Source organism: Arsenophonus endosymbiont of Apis mellifera (assembly GCF_903968575.1).
Lineage (GTDB): Bacteria > Pseudomonadota > Gammaproteobacteria > Enterobacterales > Enterobacteriaceae > Arsenophonus > Arsenophonus apicola.
In genome coordinates this window covers 41,972-61,120 of record NZ_CAJCFU010000052.1, presented here as the reverse complement: position 1 = coordinate 61,120, position 19,149 = coordinate 41,972, and the positions used below count along the sequence as shown (strand labels likewise).

The 19,149-nt window shown below is 38.8% G+C and carries 15 protein-coding genes; 1 reads left to right on the top strand and 14 read right to left on the bottom strand.

What is annotated here, in order from left to right:
• Positions 1 to 21: 21 nt before the first annotated feature.
• The 8 genes from carB to ribF all read right to left on the bottom strand — a co-directional run bounded on the left by carB (position 22) and on the right by ribF (position 11,583).
• Complete coding sequence (gene carB / locus H1X92_RS07855; RefSeq protein WP_180559626.1) at positions 22 to 3,246, bottom strand: carbamoyl-phosphate synthase large subunit; 3,225 nt, start codon at positions 3,244 to 3,246, stop codon at positions 22 to 24.
• A 13-nt stretch (positions 3,247 to 3,259) separates the two neighbouring features.
• Complete coding sequence (gene carA, locus H1X92_RS07850; RefSeq protein ID WP_180559625.1) at positions 3,260 to 4,426, bottom strand: glutamine-hydrolyzing carbamoyl-phosphate synthase small subunit; 1,167 nt, start codon at positions 4,424 to 4,426, stop codon at positions 3,260 to 3,262.
• 423 nt (positions 4,427 to 4,849) lie between these two features.
• Positions 4,850 to 5,671, bottom strand: coding sequence for a 4-hydroxy-tetrahydrodipicolinate reductase (gene dapB, locus H1X92_RS07845; RefSeq protein ID WP_180559624.1), 822 nt, complete (start codon positions 5,669 to 5,671; stop codon positions 4,850 to 4,852).
• A 164-nt stretch (positions 5,672 to 5,835) separates the two neighbouring features.
• On the bottom strand, positions 5,836 to 6,786 hold the full coding sequence (ispH, locus tag H1X92_RS07840) for a 4-hydroxy-3-methylbut-2-enyl diphosphate reductase (RefSeq protein WP_180559623.1): 951 nt from the start codon (positions 6,784 to 6,786) through the stop codon (positions 5,836 to 5,838).
• On the bottom strand, positions 6,767 to 7,237 hold the full coding sequence (gene fkpB / locus H1X92_RS07835) for an FKBP-type peptidyl-prolyl cis-trans isomerase (RefSeq protein WP_180559622.1): 471 nt from the start codon (positions 7,235 to 7,237) through the stop codon (positions 6,767 to 6,769). Before fkpB ends, ispH begins: the two co-directional genes overlap by 20 nt.
• A gap of 61 nt (positions 7,238 to 7,298) precedes the next feature.
• The gene (gene lspA, locus H1X92_RS07830) at positions 7,299 to 7,799 is read right to left on the bottom strand and encodes a signal peptidase II (RefSeq protein ID WP_180559621.1); all 501 of its coding nucleotides are present in this window, start codon (positions 7,797 to 7,799) and stop codon (positions 7,299 to 7,301) included.
• Positions 7,799 to 10,615 carry an isoleucine--tRNA ligase gene (ileS, locus tag H1X92_RS07825; protein ID WP_180559620.1) on the bottom strand — a complete coding sequence of 939 codons (2,817 nt, stop codon included), beginning with the start codon at positions 10,613 to 10,615 and terminating at the stop codon, positions 7,799 to 7,801. Before ileS ends, lspA begins: the two co-directional genes overlap by 1 nt.
• Positions 10,616 to 10,653: 38 nt before the next feature.
• The gene (gene ribF / locus H1X92_RS07820) at positions 10,654 to 11,583 is read right to left on the bottom strand and encodes a bifunctional riboflavin kinase/FAD synthetase (RefSeq protein ID WP_180559619.1); all 930 of its coding nucleotides are present in this window, start codon (positions 11,581 to 11,583) and stop codon (positions 10,654 to 10,656) included.
• Between the two features lie 337 nt (positions 11,584 to 11,920).
• Between ribF and rpsT the strand changes: the two genes are divergently transcribed.
• Positions 11,921 to 12,181 (top strand): 30S ribosomal protein S20, encoded by a 261-nt coding sequence (rpsT, locus tag H1X92_RS07815; RefSeq protein WP_026821429.1) that lies wholly within the window; start codon positions 11,921 to 11,923, stop codon positions 12,179 to 12,181.
• Between the two features lie 69 nt (positions 12,182 to 12,250).
• Here the strand turns inward: rpsT and nhaR are convergent, their stop codons facing one another.
• The 6 genes from nhaR to dnaK all read right to left on the bottom strand — a co-directional run bounded on the left by nhaR (position 12,251) and on the right by dnaK (position 19,108).
• Positions 12,251 to 13,162 carry a transcriptional activator NhaR gene (gene nhaR / locus H1X92_RS07810; protein ID WP_180559618.1) on the bottom strand — a complete coding sequence of 304 codons (912 nt, stop codon included), beginning with the start codon at positions 13,160 to 13,162 and terminating at the stop codon, positions 12,251 to 12,253.
• 183 nt (positions 13,163 to 13,345) lie between these two features.
• Entirely contained in the window at positions 13,346 to 14,530 is a 1,185-nt protein-coding gene (nhaA, locus tag H1X92_RS07805; RefSeq protein WP_180559617.1) for a Na+/H+ antiporter NhaA, read from the bottom strand.
• Between the two features lie 168 nt (positions 14,531 to 14,698).
• Positions 14,699 to 15,112 carry a hypothetical protein gene (locus H1X92_RS07800; RefSeq protein ID WP_180559616.1) on the bottom strand — a complete coding sequence of 138 codons (414 nt, stop codon included), beginning with the start codon at positions 15,110 to 15,112 and terminating at the stop codon, positions 14,699 to 14,701.
• Between the two features lie 45 nt (positions 15,113 to 15,157).
• The gene (locus tag H1X92_RS07795; protein ID WP_180559615.1) at positions 15,158 to 15,565 is read right to left on the bottom strand and encodes a hypothetical protein; all 408 of its coding nucleotides are present in this window, start codon (positions 15,563 to 15,565) and stop codon (positions 15,158 to 15,160) included.
• 365 nt (positions 15,566 to 15,930) lie between these two features.
• Entirely contained in the window at positions 15,931 to 17,067 is a 1,137-nt protein-coding gene (gene dnaJ, locus H1X92_RS07790; RefSeq protein ID WP_180559614.1) for a molecular chaperone DnaJ, read from the bottom strand.
• 115 nt (positions 17,068 to 17,182) lie between these two features.
• A complete protein-coding gene (gene dnaK, locus H1X92_RS07785) occupies positions 17,183 to 19,108 on the bottom strand; it encodes a molecular chaperone DnaK (protein ID WP_180559613.1) in 1,926 nt (641 codons plus the stop codon).
• Between the last annotated feature and the right edge of the window lie 41 nt (positions 19,109 to 19,149).

Sequence of the window (19,149 nt, the reverse complement as noted above, 5' to 3'; positions counted from 1 at the left end):
TTTTTTAAATAGTAATAAAAGTTAACGCCCGATCATTTTATGCATCTCTTGGACAGAGATAACCCGCTCCGTAGGATCAGCATTGAGGGAAATCGCTGTCGCAAAACCGCCATTAATAGTAGTGTCATAATTTACTTTATATTGTAATGCACTTCGACGAATAAGCTTCGAATCTTCTATTGCACGGCGACCGGCAGTCGTATTGACAATATAACTATATTCACCATTTTTTATTCTATCCTGAATATGAGGGCGTCCCTCATGTACTTTATTAACTAAACGCGGGTTAATTCCTGCTTCACCCAACACAATTGCAGTACCATGAGTTGCATCTAAGTCAAAACCATGCTCAATTAATTTAGCTGCTAAATCAACAATTTTGGCTTTATCATTTTCTCTGACTGAAAGTAATGCCCGTCCAGATTTTTTCATTGTAGAAGAGCAACCAAACATGGCTTTAGCAAATGCTTCGGCAAAAGTACGACCTATACCCATAACTTCACCGGTCGAACGCATTTCTGGTCCCAAAATAGGATCAACCCCAGGGAATTTATTAAATGGTAATACAACTTCTTTTACCGAATAATAAGGTGGAATAATTTCTTTCGTTATACCCTGTTTTGCTAAGGATTGCCCAACCATGACGCGAGCGGCCACTTTTGCCAGTGGTATTCCTGTTGCTTTTGATACAAAAGGCACTGTACGCGCAGCACGCGGATTCACTTCGATTAAATAAACTTCATTATTTTTAACCGCAAATTGAACATTCACTAATCCTCGAACGCGTAATTCAAAAGCCAGTTTTTTTACCTGCTTACGCATGACATTCTGTATATTCTGACTCAAGGTATAAGGTGGCAAGGAACAGGCAGAATCACCAGAATGAACACCAGCCTGTTCAATATGCTCCATAATACCACCAATTAAAACGGCTTCCCCATCACAGATAGCATCGACATCAACCTCAATGGCATCATCGAGGAAATGATCGAGCAATACTGGTGCATCATTAGAAACACTGACTGCTGTCTGAAAGTACCGACGTAAGTCAGTTTCATCGTAGACAATCTCCATTGCGCGTCCGCCTAAAACATAAGAGGGACGTACAACTAATGGGTAACCAATACTGTGAGCTTTTTCTATAGCCTGTTCAATAGTGGTAACTGTGGCGTTTTCTGGCTGTTTCAACCCTAAACGGGTCACGGCTTGTTGAAACCGCTCACGATCTTCAGCGCGATCAATCGCATCTGGGCTAGTGCCAATAATAGGAACGCCCGCTTCTTCCAGAGCAAGTGCCAATTTTAATGGTGTCTGGCCACCATACTGCACAATTACACCTGCAGGTTGTTCGATCCTAACTATTTCTAATACGTCTTCTAACGTCACTGGTTCAAAATAGAGACGATCAGAAGTATCGTAATCGGTAGAAACTGTTTCAGGATTACAGTTTACCATTATTGTTTGATAACCGTCCTCACGTAACGCCAACGCAGCATGAACACAGCAATAATCAAATTCAATTCCTTGACCAATGCGGTTTGGTCCACCACCTAGTACCATAATCTTAGATTGGGTACTGTCAGGATTGGCTTCACATTCATCTTCATAAGTGGAATAGAGATAAGCGGTATCGGTAGCAAATTCTGCCGCACAAGTATCAACTCGCTTAAAAACAGGATGCAATTTATATTTATGACGTAATTTACGGATTTCAGCTTCAGAAACACCGACTAATTTAGCTAAACGAATATCGGCAAAACCTTTTCGTTTCAAGCGCCGCAAAAACTCTGCTGACAATCCATTAACGCCAAACTCAGTAACCTTCTCTTCTAAACGAACAAGTTCTTCAATCTGTACCAAGAACCAACGATCGATATTAGTTAAATTAAACACACCATCCACAGACATACCTGCGCGGAATGCATCGGCTATATACCAAATACGTTCAGCTCCAGCGTCTTTCAATTCACGGCGAATTTTGGTTAACGAGTCGAATTCATCTAAATCTACTTTAGGATCAAAACCCGTTGCGGCGACTTCTAATCCACGCAATGCTTTTTGCATAGATTCTTGAAAAGTTCGCCCAATCGCCATGACCTCACCAACAGATTTCATCTGAGTTGTCAGACGATCATTACTACCCGGGAATTTTTCAAAGTTAAAACGCGGGATCTTAGTCACGACATAATCAATAGAAGGTTCAAAAGAAGCGGGTGTGCGCCCGCCGGTAATATCATTCATTAATTCATCAAGGGTATAACCTACCGCAAGTTTCGCTGCAACCTTAGCAATAGGAAAACCAGTTGCTTTAGATGCCAGGGCCGATGAACGTGATACCCGGGGATTCATTTCAATAACAATTAAACGACCAGTTTTAGGATTTACGGCAAATTGAACATTTGAACCACCTGTTTCTACACCAATTTCTCGCAACACTGCCATCGATGCATTGCGCATAATTTGGTATTCTTTATCGGTTAATGTTTGTGCAGGAGCAACAGTAATAGAATCTCCCGTATGGATCCCCATCGCATCGACATTTTCAATAGAACAGATAATGATACAATTATCATTTTTATCACGAACCACTTCCATTTCATACTCTTTCCAACCAATTAACGATTCATCTATCAATAATTCATTGGTTGGTGAAAGATCTAAACCGGTCAGACAAATGTCTTCAAACTCTTCACGGTTATAAGCAATACCGCCACCCGAACCGCCCATAGTAAATGAAGGGCGAATAATACAGGGGAAGCCTACTTGCTCTACCACTTCTAATGCTTCTTCCAGGGAATGGGCAATTCCTGAACGAGCAGTTTCAAGGCCGATTTTCTTCATTGCTTTATCAAACCGCTGACGATCTTCCGCCTTATCAATTGCATCAGCCGTTGCGCCAATCATAGTAACAGCAAATTCGTTTAATACGCCTTTACGCTCTAATTCTAAAGCAAAGTTTAAAGCAGTTTGTCCACCCATTGTAGGTAAAATCGCATCAGGCCGCTCTTTTTCAATAATTTTGCGTACCACTTCCCACTGAATCGGCTCAATATAAGTAGCATCCGCCAGTTCGGGATCTGTCATAATAGTTGCCGGATTGGAATTGACTAAAATAACGCGATAACCCTCTTCACGTAGTGCTTTGCAAGCTTGTGCACCTGAGTAATCAAATTCACAAGCTTGGCCTATAACAATTGGACCGGCACCTAAAATCAGGATACTTTTTATATCTGTACGCTTTGCCATTTTTTGCTCCTGATCAATCAACTTGAGTAGCTAAATTTATTTGACGATACTTTATAATCAATTCAATAAAATAATTGAATAGAGGTTCTGCATCTTTAGGGCCAGGACTTGCCTCAGGATGTCCTTGAAATCCAAATGCAGGTTTATCGGTACGATGTATGCCCTGTAGGCTGCTATCAAATAGTGATTTGTGGGTAACTCGCAATTTGTCAGATAATGTTGTTTCATCAACCGCAAAACCATGATTTTGTGCGGTGATCATAACGCAATTATTAACTAAATCTTTTACTGGATGGTTACCACCATGATGGCCAAATTTCATTTTAACGGTATCGGTTCCACTAGCTAGTGCCAGTAATTGATGACCTAAACAAATACCAAAAATAGGGATTTCTGTCGTTAAAAACTGTTTGATGGCTTTGATCGCATAATCACAAGCGGCTGGATCACCCGGGCCATTAGAAAGAAATATTCCATCAGGTGCCATTTTTAATACTTCATCAGCAGGGGTTGTTGCTGGAACAACCGTCAAATAACAACCGCGATCAACGAGTAAGCGTAAAATATTTTGTTTGACACCAAAATCATAAGCAACAACATGATAAGGGAGTTGCTCCCGTGCCTTAATAGTCGATAATCCATCGGCTGCCAGCTGCCAACTCTGCTGTTGCCAGGTATAAACCTCTTTAGTTGTGACTTCTTTAGCTAAATCCAGTCCTTTTATTCCACCAAATAATTTAATTTTTTCTAATGCCAAATGGGCATCTAAATTATTGCCAGTAATAATACAACCATTCTGTGCGCCTTTTTCCCTTAATAACCGCGTAAGCTTACGAGTATCAATATCAGCAATTGCTACTGTTTTATGGCGCTTTAAATAATCAGATAAGCTTTCTTTTCCGCGAAAGTTACTATAAATTAATGATAAATCACGTATAACAAGCCCTTGAGCATGAATGATAGCAGACTCTTCGTCATCAGGATTGATGCCCGTGTTTCCAATATGAGGATAAGTAAGTGTAACAATTTGGCGGGAGTAGGAAGGATCAGTGAGAATTTCTTGATATCCAGTCATTGATGTATTAAAAACAACTTCTCCAACAACAATTCCTTCAGCCCCAATGGAATGACCATGAAACTGGGTTCCGTCTTCCAGAACCAATATAGCTGGCTTAATCAAAATACCCTCCAAAAGAATAAAAAACCATGTATTGAGCATATTTATTCATGCGTAAGCCAATAAATTCGTGCCAAAATGGACTTTAAGCAAATTTTTGACAAATTGCGCGCATTCTAATGATGAGAAGAGTGATTGTCTAGTAAAAAATTATTTTTTTAGCTAATTTATAATGAAAAATCAATGTAACTAGTAAAATGATAGATTATCTTAGCAAGATAATCGATTACATAACAAGATAATTGCAAAAATAGGTTTTAACTAAATTTCATTATAATGAATGCGCCAAAAACATCTTAAATCAATAAGATTTTCATTTTAAATATTAAAAAAAACAGTTATCAAACAAAACACTTAATAAATCTATAAATAAAACAAAAACTAAAAATTAATTATGCTTTATCAAATAAATAGATTAATAAAAAACTAAACATTTTCTAAATTTAATACATCTTTCATGCTATATAAGCCACTATTTTTTCCTTTTAACCACAAACAAGCTTTAACAGCGCCATTTGCAAACGTCATGCGACTTGATGCTTTATGAGTTATCTCAATTCTTTCACCAATATCAGCAAAAATCGCTGTATGCTCCCCAACAATATCGCCAGCTCTAATCGTGGCAAAACCAATGCTGTTCTTTTCTCTTTCACCCGTAATACCTTGACGACCATATACTGCACAATTTTTTAAATCACGACCCATTGTCTTAGCAATAACATCGCCCATTGCTAAGGCGGTTCCTGAGGGTGCATCGACTTTATGCCTGTGATGAGCTTCAATAATTTCAATGTCACTATATTGACCCATCACTTTTGCTGCTTTTTCTAATAACTTTAACACCAAATTAACGCCGACACTAAAATTTGCCGCCAATACAATAGGGATTGTTTTCGCCGCTTCTTCAATCAACTTTTGTTCAGTTTCATTAAAACCTGTAGTACCAATGATCATCGCTTTGGCATATTTTTTACAAACAGATAGGTAATATTGCGTACCTTCGGGACGAGTAAAATCGATCAAAATATCAAATTTATCTAAAACATTAATCAGATCATCGCTAATTATAACATTTAAACGGCCAATGCCGACTAATTCACCAGCATCAGTACCTACTATGCTTGAGCCTTTTCTTTCTAACACTGCCCCTAAAGTAACGCCATCCTGTTGTGAAACTGCTTTGATTAGTTCACGTCCCATGCGGCCACCAGCACCAACGATGGCAACTCGCATATCTGAATTAGTCATGTTTTTCTCTCTTGATTAAAAAACAGATTAAATATCCTAAGTTTGACAAGGCTAACACTGATCTAGTAAGCGTCAGTGACAAAAAAAGCCATCAGAGTTGGCTTAATTAGTAAATAAATTGCGGTACTAAAAATTAGTTGAATAAAATACCAAAATAACAATTATTATATTTGCTTGATCTCAACCCGTAGCTCTTTTGGCACTTCAAAAACAATATTTTCTTCATGACCCGCAAGTTCGACCATTTCACTAGCTCCTAAAATTTTTAAGCGTTCAATAACCTGGCGAACAAGAATATCCGGAGCAGAAGCACCAGCAGTAAGACCAATAATCTGCATATTTTCCAGCCAATGTTCTTGAATATCATCAGCAGAGTCAATTAGGTAACCAGGTTTGCCTGCTCTTTGCGCCAATTCAGCAAGACGATTGGAATTAGAAGAATTTTTAGAGCCGACAACTAATACAATATCAGCCTTATCGGCCAACTCTCGCGCCGCTTCTTGACGATTAGTGGTGGCATAGCAGATATCATCTTTACGTGGTCCGATAATATTTGGAAAACGCGTGTTTAGTGCATCTATAACATGAGCTGTGTCATCTACCGATAAAGTAGTCTGCGTCATAAAACAGAGATTATTTTCATCTTTTACTTGTAACTTCCAAACATCTTCCGGCGATTCAACAAGATACATACCACCCGCCGGGTTATTATATTGTCCCATTGTACCTTCTACTTCAGGGTGGCCAACATGCCCAATTAAAATCGCTTCTTTACCTTTACGACTAGCACGTGCCACTTCCATGTGTACTTTAGTCACCAATGGGCAAGTTGCATCAAATAACATGGTCAGATTACGTTGCTTAGCTTCCCGCCGGATTGCTTGAGAAACACCATGAGCAGAAAAGATCAAAATAGCACCATCAGGTACTTCAGCAATTTGTTCAATAAAAATCGCACCGCGTTGACGTAAATTATCAACCACATAACGGTTATGGACGACTTCGTGACGAACATAAATCGGAGCACCATAAAGAGCCAGTGCACGATCAACAATGCTAATTGCCCGATCAACACCGGCACAGAAACCTCGAGGGTTAGCCAGCAATATTTGCATTTGAGCCCTCCCATTTCGGGTCAATTTCCAACACTTCAATGTCAAAAATGATGTCCTGAGCCGCTAACGGGTGATTAAAATCAACGGTGATAGACTCTTCTGTCACTGCGGTTACCATCCCGGGCATTTCACTACCGTTTATCACAGTAAATAATATGATGGCACCAACTTGAGGCATACCGAGCTGAATAAAATCTTTTGGCGTAAAGTATTGGATCATATCTGGGTTTGGTTTACCAAAAACATCCTCTCCGCCTAAGGTAAATGTTTTTTTCTCACCAACACTTAAACCCATTAATTGTTTTTCCAGTGCTAGCGAAAGGCTTTTATCGCCAAGGCGAAAAAGTGCCGGTTTATCCTGATTATAGGTTGAATCAGCAATTGAGCCATCCTCAAGTTTCAGCGTGAAATGCAGCAACACGGCACTATCTGCTTGTACTAACGTTAACATGACAATAAAAACCTACTGTTAGAAATAAATCAACCTGTGATCAGCGTAAACGAACGATGAACTAAGCTGCACTCACTTTCTTGTCTGTATTGATGAAGCTGTCGAGAATAATGAGTGCCGCACCAATGCAAATCGCCATATCAGCAATGTTAAATGTCGGCCAATGCCAGTCACCAACATAGAAATCAATAAAATCAACTACAAAGCCATGGACTAAGCGATCACACAAATTCCCTAATGCTCCACCAATAACCAATGCATAAGCAATATTACTCAATTTTTTGTTCACGCTTTGACGATACATCATTACGATAAGCACCACACAAATGACAATCGCCACAAATGCAAAAAACCAACGCTGCCAGCCCCCTTTATCAGCTAAAAAACTAAATGCTGCACCAGGGTTTTGAGCATAAGCCAAATTGAAATAAGGCATTAATGGTATCGACTCATATAATTGAAAATGATTCAAAATGAGTTGCTTACTACCAAGATCAACAATTAATATCACAACCGTTAACCATAACCAGCGTAAGCCAGTAGAGCAAATAGGATTTTTCATTAGGCAAACTTACGTATTTCACCGTTACCGGCTACATTAGTAACACAGCGGCCGCATAATTCTGCATACTCCGCCTCCCGACCAATATCCGTTGCATAATGCCAACAACGAGGACATTTATCGCCTTCCGCCTGCTGGAAAGCAATTTTTAATCCACTCAGTTCACTATTCTGTGCGTGAACTGGAGCTTGGGTAATATCAATTACTTTAGCTTGTGAGGTTAATAATACAAAACGTAACTCATCACCTAAACGATTAAGTATTTCAGCCAGTTCGGTATCCGCATATAAAGTCACTGCGGCCTCCAACGAGCTACGAATAAGCTTATCTGCACGTGCTTGTTCAAGAACTTTATTAACCTCACTACGGATAATTAATAGTTCATCCCAAAATTCATCATTGAGTGTTTCATTATCATCCAGGCCAAACAAGCCATCATAATACTCCTCAGTAAAGACATATTTGCCATGTTCACCAGGCAATTGCTGCCAAATTTCATCGGCAGTGAAAGAAAGGATCGGCGCAATCCAACGTACCAATGCCTCTACGATATGGAATAAGGCTGTCTGGCAACTACGCCGCGCCAAACTATCACTTTTTGCTGTATATTGACGATCTTTTATTATATCTAAATAAAAAGAACCCATTTCAACAGAACAAAACTGCATTAACCGCTGAACAACTGCATGAAAATCATAATTAGCATAATGCATCATGATTTCCGTTTGAGCAGCTTTAGCCCGCCCTACTGCCCAGCGATCTAATACAACCATTTGTTCTGGTTTAATTTGGTGTAAAGCCGGATCAAAACCGTTCAAATTGGCTAATAAGAAACGTGCTGTATTACGAATACGCCGATAGCTATCGGCAGAACGTTTTAAAATCTCACTTGAAACAGCGATTTCACTGGTATAATCGGTTGAAGCAACCCATAGCCGTAGAATATCAGCGCCTAAATCATTCATGACATCTTGTGGACTAATCGTATTCCCCAAGGATTTTGACATTTTACGACCTTGTCCATCAACCGTAAAACCATGGGTTAATACTTCTCGATAAGGCGCTTTTCCTTTCATCGCCGTTGACAGCATTAGAGACGACATAAACCAACCACGATGCTGATCAGAACCTTCCAAATATAAATCCGCAGAATGTCCTTTAAATTCAGGGCGAACATCGACAACGGCATAATGGGTAGAACCAGAATCAAACCAGACATCAAGCGTATCGGGAACTTTAACATAATCAGTTGCATCACTGCCTAATAGGGCAACGGGATCCAGATCCCACCACGCCTGAATACCTGATTTTTCAACAAGTTTAGCAACTTCTTCAATCAGTTCTAACGTACGTGGATGTAATTTCTCTGTCTGCTTATGCACAAATAATGCCATCGGCATACCCCAAGTGCGCTGACGAGAAATGCACCAATCTGGGCGATTTGCCACCATAGATTCAATCCGGCTTTGACCCCACTCAGGGATCCATTTAACACCTTTGATCTCTTTGAGTGATTGTTCACGTAAGCCATTTTTTTCCATACTCACAAACCACTGAGGAGTTGCACGAAAAATAACGGGTGTCTTATGCCGCCAACAACAAGGATAACTATGCTGTAATATTTCTTTATGTAGCAGTGTGCCTTTGGCCGCTAAAAGTTCGATAATTAACTCATTTGCTTTAAATACAAAAACGCCATCTAAACCAGGATAAGTATCAGGTAAATAACAACCATTTGGGCCGACAGGATTTGCTATTTCAAGTTTATATTTTTGTCCAACAATATAATCCTCAGGGCCATGACCTGGTGCAGTATGTACAAGCCCGGTACCCGCATCTAAAGTAACGTGATCACCCAAAATAACAGGTACATCGAAATTCATAAACGGGTGATGAAAGCGCAGTAATTCCAATTCAGCACCATTACATTCTGCTATAATTTGCCACTCTGTGGCTGCAATACGCTGCATTACCGTTTCAACTAGCGATTTTGCCAAAATTAAACATTCATCATTATTAACTTTGACTAATTGATATTCCAAATCAGAGTTAACCGCAATCGCACGGTTAGCCGGCAATGTCCAAGGTGTTGTTGTCCAGATCACGGCTGAAACCGGCAAAGTTGCCGATTCTACACCAAATTTACTATAAACGGCTTTAGCATCCACCGCGCTAAAGCGTACATCAATGGAAGGCGATGATTTATCATAATATTCAACTTCCGCTTCTGCTAAGGAAGAACCACAAGCAGTACACCAATGAACCGGTTTAGCACCTTTTACTAAATGGCCATTTTCAATCACTTTACCTAACGCACGAATAATATTGGCTTCGGTATTAAAATCCATGGTTAAATAAGGCTGCGCCCAATCACCAAACACGCCCATTCTAATAAAATCAGCTCTTTGACCTTCAATTTGTTCCTTAGCGTATTTGCGGCATTGTTCACGAAATTCAGCAGCAGAAACCTTATCACCAGGTTTACCGATAATCTGTTCAACCTTATGTTCAATTGGCAAACCGTGGCAATCCCAACCAGGAATAAAGGGCGAATCAAACCCAGCCAGTCCTTTAGATTTAATGATAATATCTTTGAGAATTTTATTAACTGAGTGACCAATATGAAGACTACCGTTAGCATAAGGAGGACCATCATGCAGTATAAACATCTGTTTACCTGTTTTGGCCTGGCGAATAGCTTGGTACAAACCGTCTTTATGCCAACGGGCTAACATTTGTGGTTCTCGTTTAGCGAGATCACCACGCATAGGGAACCCTGTTTCCGGTAAATTCAGGGTATTTTTATAGTCACTCATTTAGATTCTCAGTTCCAATTTTCTGCTAAATATCTTAATTATGACGACTGGAAGAATTGTCTCGCAGCCATTATATCCTCACCGATTTGCTGTCTTAATTCATCAATAGAAGCAAATCGCTGCTCGTTACGCAATTTTTTACGCAATACAACATCAATATGACGTCCATATATATCCATACACACATCTATCAAATGCACTTCTATTTGCTGTTCTACCCCATTCACTGTTGGGCGGGTACCAATATTTGCTACTGCCTGCAATGGGTGGTCGGCTAAACCATATACTTCTACCACATAAACGCCTTTAACAGGCATAACTAAACATTTAAATGGTATATTTGCTGTTGGAAAACCGATCTTACTACCAAGCTGGCTACCATAAATCACTCGACCGCTTAATCGGTAGGGGTGTCCCATAAGATTCTCAGCAAGGGTAAGATTATCACTTAATAGTGCTTGCCTGACAGCCGTACTGCTAACACGCTGTCCGGCATCACAAAAACTTTCGGTATTGGCGACTTCAAAACCATATTGTTCACCAGCTGCACGGAGATATTGAAAATCACCCTGTCTATCTTTGCCAAAGCGAAAATCATCACCGATCGCCAAAAATTTAACCCCTAATTTCTCCACCAGTAATTGTGAAACAAAAGCTTGAGGTGATAATGAAGCAAATGTGGGATTAAATTTAACACACAGTAAATAATCAACGCCATATTCGGTAAAGTATTTTATCTTATCACGTAAACGCGTTAAACGTGCTGGCGCATTTGCGCCCAAAAAAAATTCCAATGGTTGCGGTTCAAAAATCATGACCATCGTTAGTAGTCCGAGACGCTGACCCTGTTGTTTTAAATGTTTCAATAATGCCTGATGTCCTCGATGAACAGCATCAAAATTGCCAATAGTCAATACACAACCATGATGATATGCGCGAATATTATGTATCCCACGTACTAACTTCATAATCGGCTCAATATAATAAAAATTGCTGGATTATACCGCTTACTACCTTGAAGGTTAAGTCACCATTTGATTAATATTTATAACAAATATAATAAGTTGTTGTTTGTCAGCAAGAAAAATAGTTAATTTACCCACTTTCCTGCAATTTCATCCCGTTTTTCACATTTAAAACTGTATTCTCACTCAGTAAACTGATAAAATCATCGGTCATCACAACAGATTGCATTGCAGTACACGATGCTTATTTACACAAATTCATTGACAAATGAGGGCTAAAAAGGCATATTCCTCGGCCTTTAGAGTGTCCTTGATAGAATAAATATTTGGGAGTTGGACCTTGGCTAATATCAAATCAGCTAAGAAACGTGCCATACAATCAGAGAAACGCCGTCAGCATAATGCTAGTCGTCGTTCTATGGTGCGTACTTTTATCAAAAAAGTTTATGCCGCTATCGCTACCGGTGATAAAGAAGCAGCACAAAAAGCATTTAACGACATGCAACCTATTGTTGATCGCTATGCTAGCAAAGGCTTGATCCACAAAAACAAAGCTGCACGTCATAAAGCAAACTTAGTTGCACAAATCAAATCAATGTAATTTATTTTGATTTTGCTAAAAAACCGGCTTTAGCCGGTTTTTTTATTACATTACTATTGAAAATGATTATTATGGTTTATAAAAGGTTTGATCAAATAAACCAGAAAAATCTTTATTACATACACGTTGCACTGCTGGATGCTGGATCATACGTTCAGCAAAAATAACATAATATTCTTCTTTCACTTTATCCATATGACCAATTTCAACCACTTCATTATCTGAAAAAATTTCATTAGCGTATAATGATGGTGCGACAAATATTGCGTTATGATACATGCCAAATGCTTTCATCAACGCAGCATCATCAAATTCACCCAAAATTTCTACCTGCAATTTATTATTCTGGATCCAAGAAAGTAGATGACGACCTAACATAGAACGTCGACCAGGGATCAATAATCGCCGCTCTTCTAAACAAAGCGGAAAAGGTTTTTCCGGTATTGGTTTGCGACAGAAAAAACTAACGCCACATTCACCAAGCTTCACGGAAAATAATCCTTCTTGTTGTGATGAATCAACCGGGCAATCAGATAAGATCATGTCTAACTTATGTTGACTCAATTGTTCCAATAAAAGCTCATGGGTCGATTCAAAACAACGTAAATGGATCCGCTCATGCTCAACGATAGCTGTTTCAAGGACGCGGCTTACCAGCCGTTTAGATAAAGCGTCAGCGACACCGACATCAAATAACAAATTCGATTCACGACTATAATTAACAATATCTAACATTTCCTGGCTTAGCACAAACATTTTATCAGCATAACGAAAAACCAGTTGTCCGAGTTCTGAAGGGACCAGTCCTCGGCCTTGCCTTTTAAATAATTTACCATTCAAACGTTCTTCTAACGCTTTTATCTGACCTGTTATTGTCTGAGGCGTTAAATAAAGTTCTTCAGCGGCGCCAACAACGGATCCCTCTTTACAAACATGCCAGAAGTAATAGAGATGATTAAAATTGAGATGCGACATTCTCATATCGATACCTTTTGTACCATCGATAACTGTTTATATACGTTATTTTCTAAACATCAGAAGATAAGCGATCCATTTTATTTTACCTAAACAAGATACTCGCGCTATAAATAAAAATATTGTAGCGCGAGCACAAAAACACTATTTATTTCACGTGACTATAACTTAAAATTAACTTTATCTTACCTAATTAGTCGTTTGCTCGCTAATTGGCTTTTTCGGTAATGCGGAATTCAATAATAATAATCCTAAAATTGCCGCTAGTGTCGAACCAATTAGGATCCCCAGTCGTGCATAAGTACTAAAATTATCTAAACCTTCGAATGCTAAACTAGCAATAAAAATTGACATAGTAAAACCAATACCACATAGCACTGAAACTGCAAATATCTGTTTAAGATTAATTTTGGCAGGCAATTTTGCGACGCCTGATTTTAATGCGAGCCAACTGAATAAAAAAATACCTGCTGGTTTGCCAATTAATAAACCTAACGCAACACCAAGGGGCAGGGAACTGGCAAGGTTGGCTAATGTCACACCACTAAGTTGCAAACCGGCATTAGCAAAAGCAAATAATGGTAAAATTAAATAAGCTACCCAAGGATGTAAAAGATGTTCTAATTGTTCAGAAGGGGAATTATTTTGTTTCCCTTTAAGGGGTATCAAAAACCCCACAATGACACCAGCTAATGTAGCATGAATACCCGATTTTAAAATACAAACCCATAAGATGATGCCAACAACCAAATAAGCAGAGGTATTTTCAACTTTACGCCAATTCATCCATAATAATACCAGCAGAGAAAGCGTAGCTAAACCTAATGACATAATAGAAACAGACTTGGTATAGAATAAAGCAATAATGATAATCACCCCAAGATCATCAATAATCGCCAAGGCAGGTAAAAATACTTTTAACTCTGTTGGTACACGCTTACCCAATAGTGCCATGATACCAAGTGCAAAAGCAATATCGGTCGCTGCCGGGATCGCCCAACCCTGCCGGGCAATTTCATCATTCACATTAAAAAATAGATATACCAGAGCAGGTAACAGCATACCACCTATCGCAGCAACAGCTGGGAATATCGCTTTATCACGACCAGCTAACGAGCCCTCTATTAGTTCTCGCTTAACTTCCAGGTCAACAACCAAAAAGAAAATGGCCATTAAACCATCGTTTATCCATAATAAAAAAGGTTTATCAATATTTAATGCACTGATTTTAACCGCAACGGGAATATTAAGAAATTGCTGATAAATACTTTGCAATGGGGTATTAGCCATAATCAAAGCTAAGACGGCAGCAATAATTAACAGCACCCCACTTGCTGCTTCTAACTTTAAAAATTGTCGTATAATTGCTGTCATTACAATAACCTCAGTGTTAATTAGCAAAATTAATTTTACGCTAATACTTACAATTCGGAAAATCATTTTTTTTAGCAGAAATAACACCGTTATACCGAATAATTACTAACAATATAGACGTTATTTGACTAGTTAGCAGTTTGAAACTGACTTAACTTTGAAAAACGATTAGTTAACCTTACTGTTAAAAAAAGTAGGTAATAAAAGCCTGATGAGTTTAGTTTTGATAAAATCCCGCGATGTTGCCAAAAGTTGCGTCGTTTTTTGGCGCAGTTTTTGCCAAAAACTGGGGTTACTTTCTCGTAGTAAATCTGATTTATCTGGTATTTCTACTTGTTGCTGGGATTGTTTTGCCACTTTATTTAATATAACCCCTCCACCTTGTTCTATTTCCTTTCTTTTCTCTACTTCCTCTGGACATAGTTTTAATGTTTCTTCTGCTATTTCCGTTCTGCTTTCAACTAATGTTAACTCTGCCGCTTTTGTTTTATTTTTCATAGCATATTCATTAACATGACTTATAATTATAAACTTATTAAAACATTCCCTAATTTCTTTGTTTATTTTATCTTCATCTGTCATATGATCAATCTTATTGGTACATTCTTTCGCATAACTAAAATCCTGTTAATCTATATTCTTACTTAAAACCCCTAATCCAATTGCATCTATAATATTTCCACCTATTTGTAATCGTATATTATCTAACTTATCTGAATTTTTTATCTCTTTAATACAATCGAAAAGAGAGCAACCAAACTTTTGTAAGTTAACTTTATTTATTTTCTCTACACCATGCCAAGTATATTTACGAGTTAAAATTGTCTCTAATCCTTCAGTGGAAAATGAACAATACTTTCCAGCTGCTATCTTGAATGTCTCGCTAATTTTAATATTTCCTTTACTATTATTTGCGATAAATTTTAGACAGTTAAGCAATTCCTTTTTAAAATATTGCTGGCAATTTTGTTCAGTGATAACTGGTTTGTTAAAAGAAAATGAGTTTTTTATTCTTAGCGCTAACGATTCTGCCATAACTATTTCCTATCTAATAAATTAATTAAAAATAAAACTAAATTGTATAGAAAATTCTGTTAAGCTCACGTTTAACGTATCGAAATTAATCTTAATTTATTTTTATAAAAAAATTAAAGCAGAAAATTTATATAAAACAGGCAAAATTTATCTTCATAATTAAACTTTTTAAATTTAATTTGTATAGATAAAAGCAATAAAATAATTCAAATTAATAAATAAAACACAATAAATTAGCCACTGTTATAAGATATCTCATTAATCAATTATTATTCTATTAAAAAAATCAAATAATCCTATTTTCAATTAATAAAAAAAGCATCGATCACTTACTATCGATGCTCTGTTAATTTAGCTAACTACCGTTATTTGGTCAGATCATCAAAAAACTTTTTCACACTATCTAAGAAACTCTTTGAACGAGGGCTATTCTTACCACCACTTTCACCATTCAAAGATTCACCAAATTCTTTCAGTAAAGCTTTTTGTTTATCATTAAGTTTAACCGGAGTTTCCACCAGAATGCGGCACATCAAATCACCTGTCATACCACCACGAACAGGCTTAACACCTTTTCCTTTCATGCGGAAAATTTTTCCTGTTTGTGTCTCAGCTGGAATTTTGAGACTCACCCGGCCATCAAGTGTTGGTACATCAATTTCACCGCCCAATGCCGCAATCGTAAAATTAATGGGTACTTCGCAATATAAGTTATTACCATCGCGCTCAAAAATAGCATGCCTTGCGACATTGACCTGAACATAGAGATCACCGGCTGGAGCGCCATTTTCACCGGCCTCACCTTCACCATTTAAGCGGATACGATCGCCAGTATTAACCCCTGGTGGAATTTTTACCGATAAAGTTTTGTATTTCTCTACTCGTCCATGGCCATGACATTTAATGCAAGGTTCTTTGATGATTTGACCACGACCATGACAAGTTGGGCAAGTTTGCTGAACTGCAAAAAATCCTTGCCGGATCTGAACTTGGCCTGCACCATGACAAGTTGAGCAAGTTTCTGGTTTGGTGCCTGGTTTAGCGCCACTTCCGTTACAAACATCACATTTTTCCAAAGTCGGAATACGGATCTCTTTGCTGACACCCCGAACTGCTTCTTCTAAGGTTAATGTTATTTCGTACTGAAGATCGGCCCCACGAGCCGATCGCTGACGCCGGCCACCACCAAAAATATCACCAAATACATCACCAAAAATATCACTAAAATCGGCGCCAGAAGCAAAGCCGCCGCTAAATCCGCCACCCATGCCACCTTGTTCAAAAGCAGCATGTCCATATTGATCATAAGCAGCACGTTTTTGCGCATCAGTTAAAATTTCATAAGCTTCTTTAATTTCTTTAAACTTACTTTCTGCTTCTTTATCACCCTGATTACGATCTGGATGATACTTCATCGCCAGACGTTTATATGCTTTTTTGATCTCTTTTTCATCAGCCGTTTTAGTAACGCCTAAAACTTGATAATAATCTCTTTTTGCCATATTTATTTTACCCTTAACACACGGAAACGGGCGTAGAGTTCCCCCAACGCCCGTACTCGGTTTTCAGTAACAGAGGAAATAATCCTAACACTATTACTGTGCCCGCTAAGGGCCCCTATTTTTTATCTTTATCCTTGTCATTGACTTCTTCAAATTCAGCATCAACAACATTATCATCCTGCTTAGGCTGGGCGCCTGCGCCTGTATCAGTTGCTCCTGCTTGAGCTTGCTGTTGAGCTAACTCGAGTAGTTTGGCTGAAGCTTGAACTAAAGCTTGAATTTTCTCTTCAATGACGGCTTTATCCTCACCTTTCACTGCGGTTTCCAGCTCAGAAATAGCTTTCTCTATGTTAGTTTTATCATCAGCAGGTAGCTTGTCAGCCGCTTCTTCAATTTGTTTACGCGTACCGTGAACTAATTGATCAGCCTGATTACGTACCTGAACTAACTGTTCAAACTTAAGATCTGCTTCCGCATTTGCTTCTGCATCGCTTACCATTCTTTGGATTTCATCTTCTTTCAAACCAGAAGATGCTTTAATGGTAATCTTCTGCTCGCGGCCAGTATTCTTATCTTTGGCTGACACATGTAAAATACCATCAGCGTCAATATCGAAGGTAACCTCAATTTGTGGCATACCACGTGGTGCCGCTTGAATACCATCCAAATTAAACTGGCCTAATGATTTGTTATCACTTGAGCGTTTACGTTCACCCTGCAACACATGAATGGTTACTGCCGACTGGTTATCTTCTGCTGTTGAAAACACCTGACTATGTTTAGTCGGAATAGTGGTATTCTTGGCAATTAACGTTGTCATTACACCACCCATCGTTTCAATACCTAAAGATAGTGGAGTTACATCAAGTAACAAGACATCTTTAACATCACCAGCTAACACACCACCTTGTACCGCCGCACCAATAGCAACCGCTTCATCAGGGTTAACGTCTTTACGAGGTTCTTTTCCGAAGAAGTCAGCAACCGCTTTTTGTACCATTGGCATGCGCGTCTGACCACCAACCAGAATGACATCGTTTATATCATTAACATTTAAGCCCGCATCTTGCAGTGCAACTTTCAGCGGCTCCATTGAGCGTTTAACCAAATCTTCAACCAGTGATTCAAGTTTCGCTCGCGTCACCTTAATATTCATATGCTTAGGACCGCTGGCATCTGCAGTAATGTAAGGCAGATTGACATCGGTCTGCTGGGCAGAAGAGAGTTCAATTTTAGCTTTCTCTGCAGCTTCTTTTAAGCGTTGCATTGCTAACGGATCATTGCGTAGGTCAAAACCTTGCTCTTTCTTAAATTCATCGACCAAATAATTGATCAGACGATTATCAAAGTCTTCACCACCTAAGTGAGTATCACCATTAGTTGCCAGCACTTCATAGGTTTTTTCACCATCGACTTCATCAATTTCAATAATTGAAATATCAAAGGTACCACCACCTAAGTCATATACCGCAATGGTACGGTTACCTACTTCACGATCTAAACCATAAGCAAGCGCCGCTGCCGTTGGTTCGTTAATAATACGTTTTACATCTAAACCAGCAATACGACCGGCATCTTTAGTTGCCTGACGCTGAGCATCATTAAAATAAGCTGGTACAGTAATAACAGCTTCAGTAACGGGCTCACCCAGATAATCTTCCGCCGTTTTTTTCATTTTTTTCAGCACCTCAGCGGAAACCTGAGGAGGAGCCATTTTTTGCCCCTTAACATCCAACCAAGCATCACCATTATCTGCGGCAATGATTTTATAAGGCATAATAGAAACGTCACGTTGAACTTCTTCATCTTCAAAGCGACGTCCAATCAGACGCTTAATAGCAAAAAGTGTATTTTGAGGATTTGTCACTGCCTGCCGTTTTGCCGGCTGACCGACAAGAATTTCACCATCTTGCGTGTAAGCAATAATAGAAGGTGTGGTACGGTCACCCTCACTGTTTTCCAATACTCGCGCACTTGCGCCATCCATAATAGCTACACAAGAGTTAGTTGTACCCAGGTCAATCCCGATAATTTTACCCATCTAAACAGCCTCCAAAGGGAATTCTTAACCAATCTAGTTAC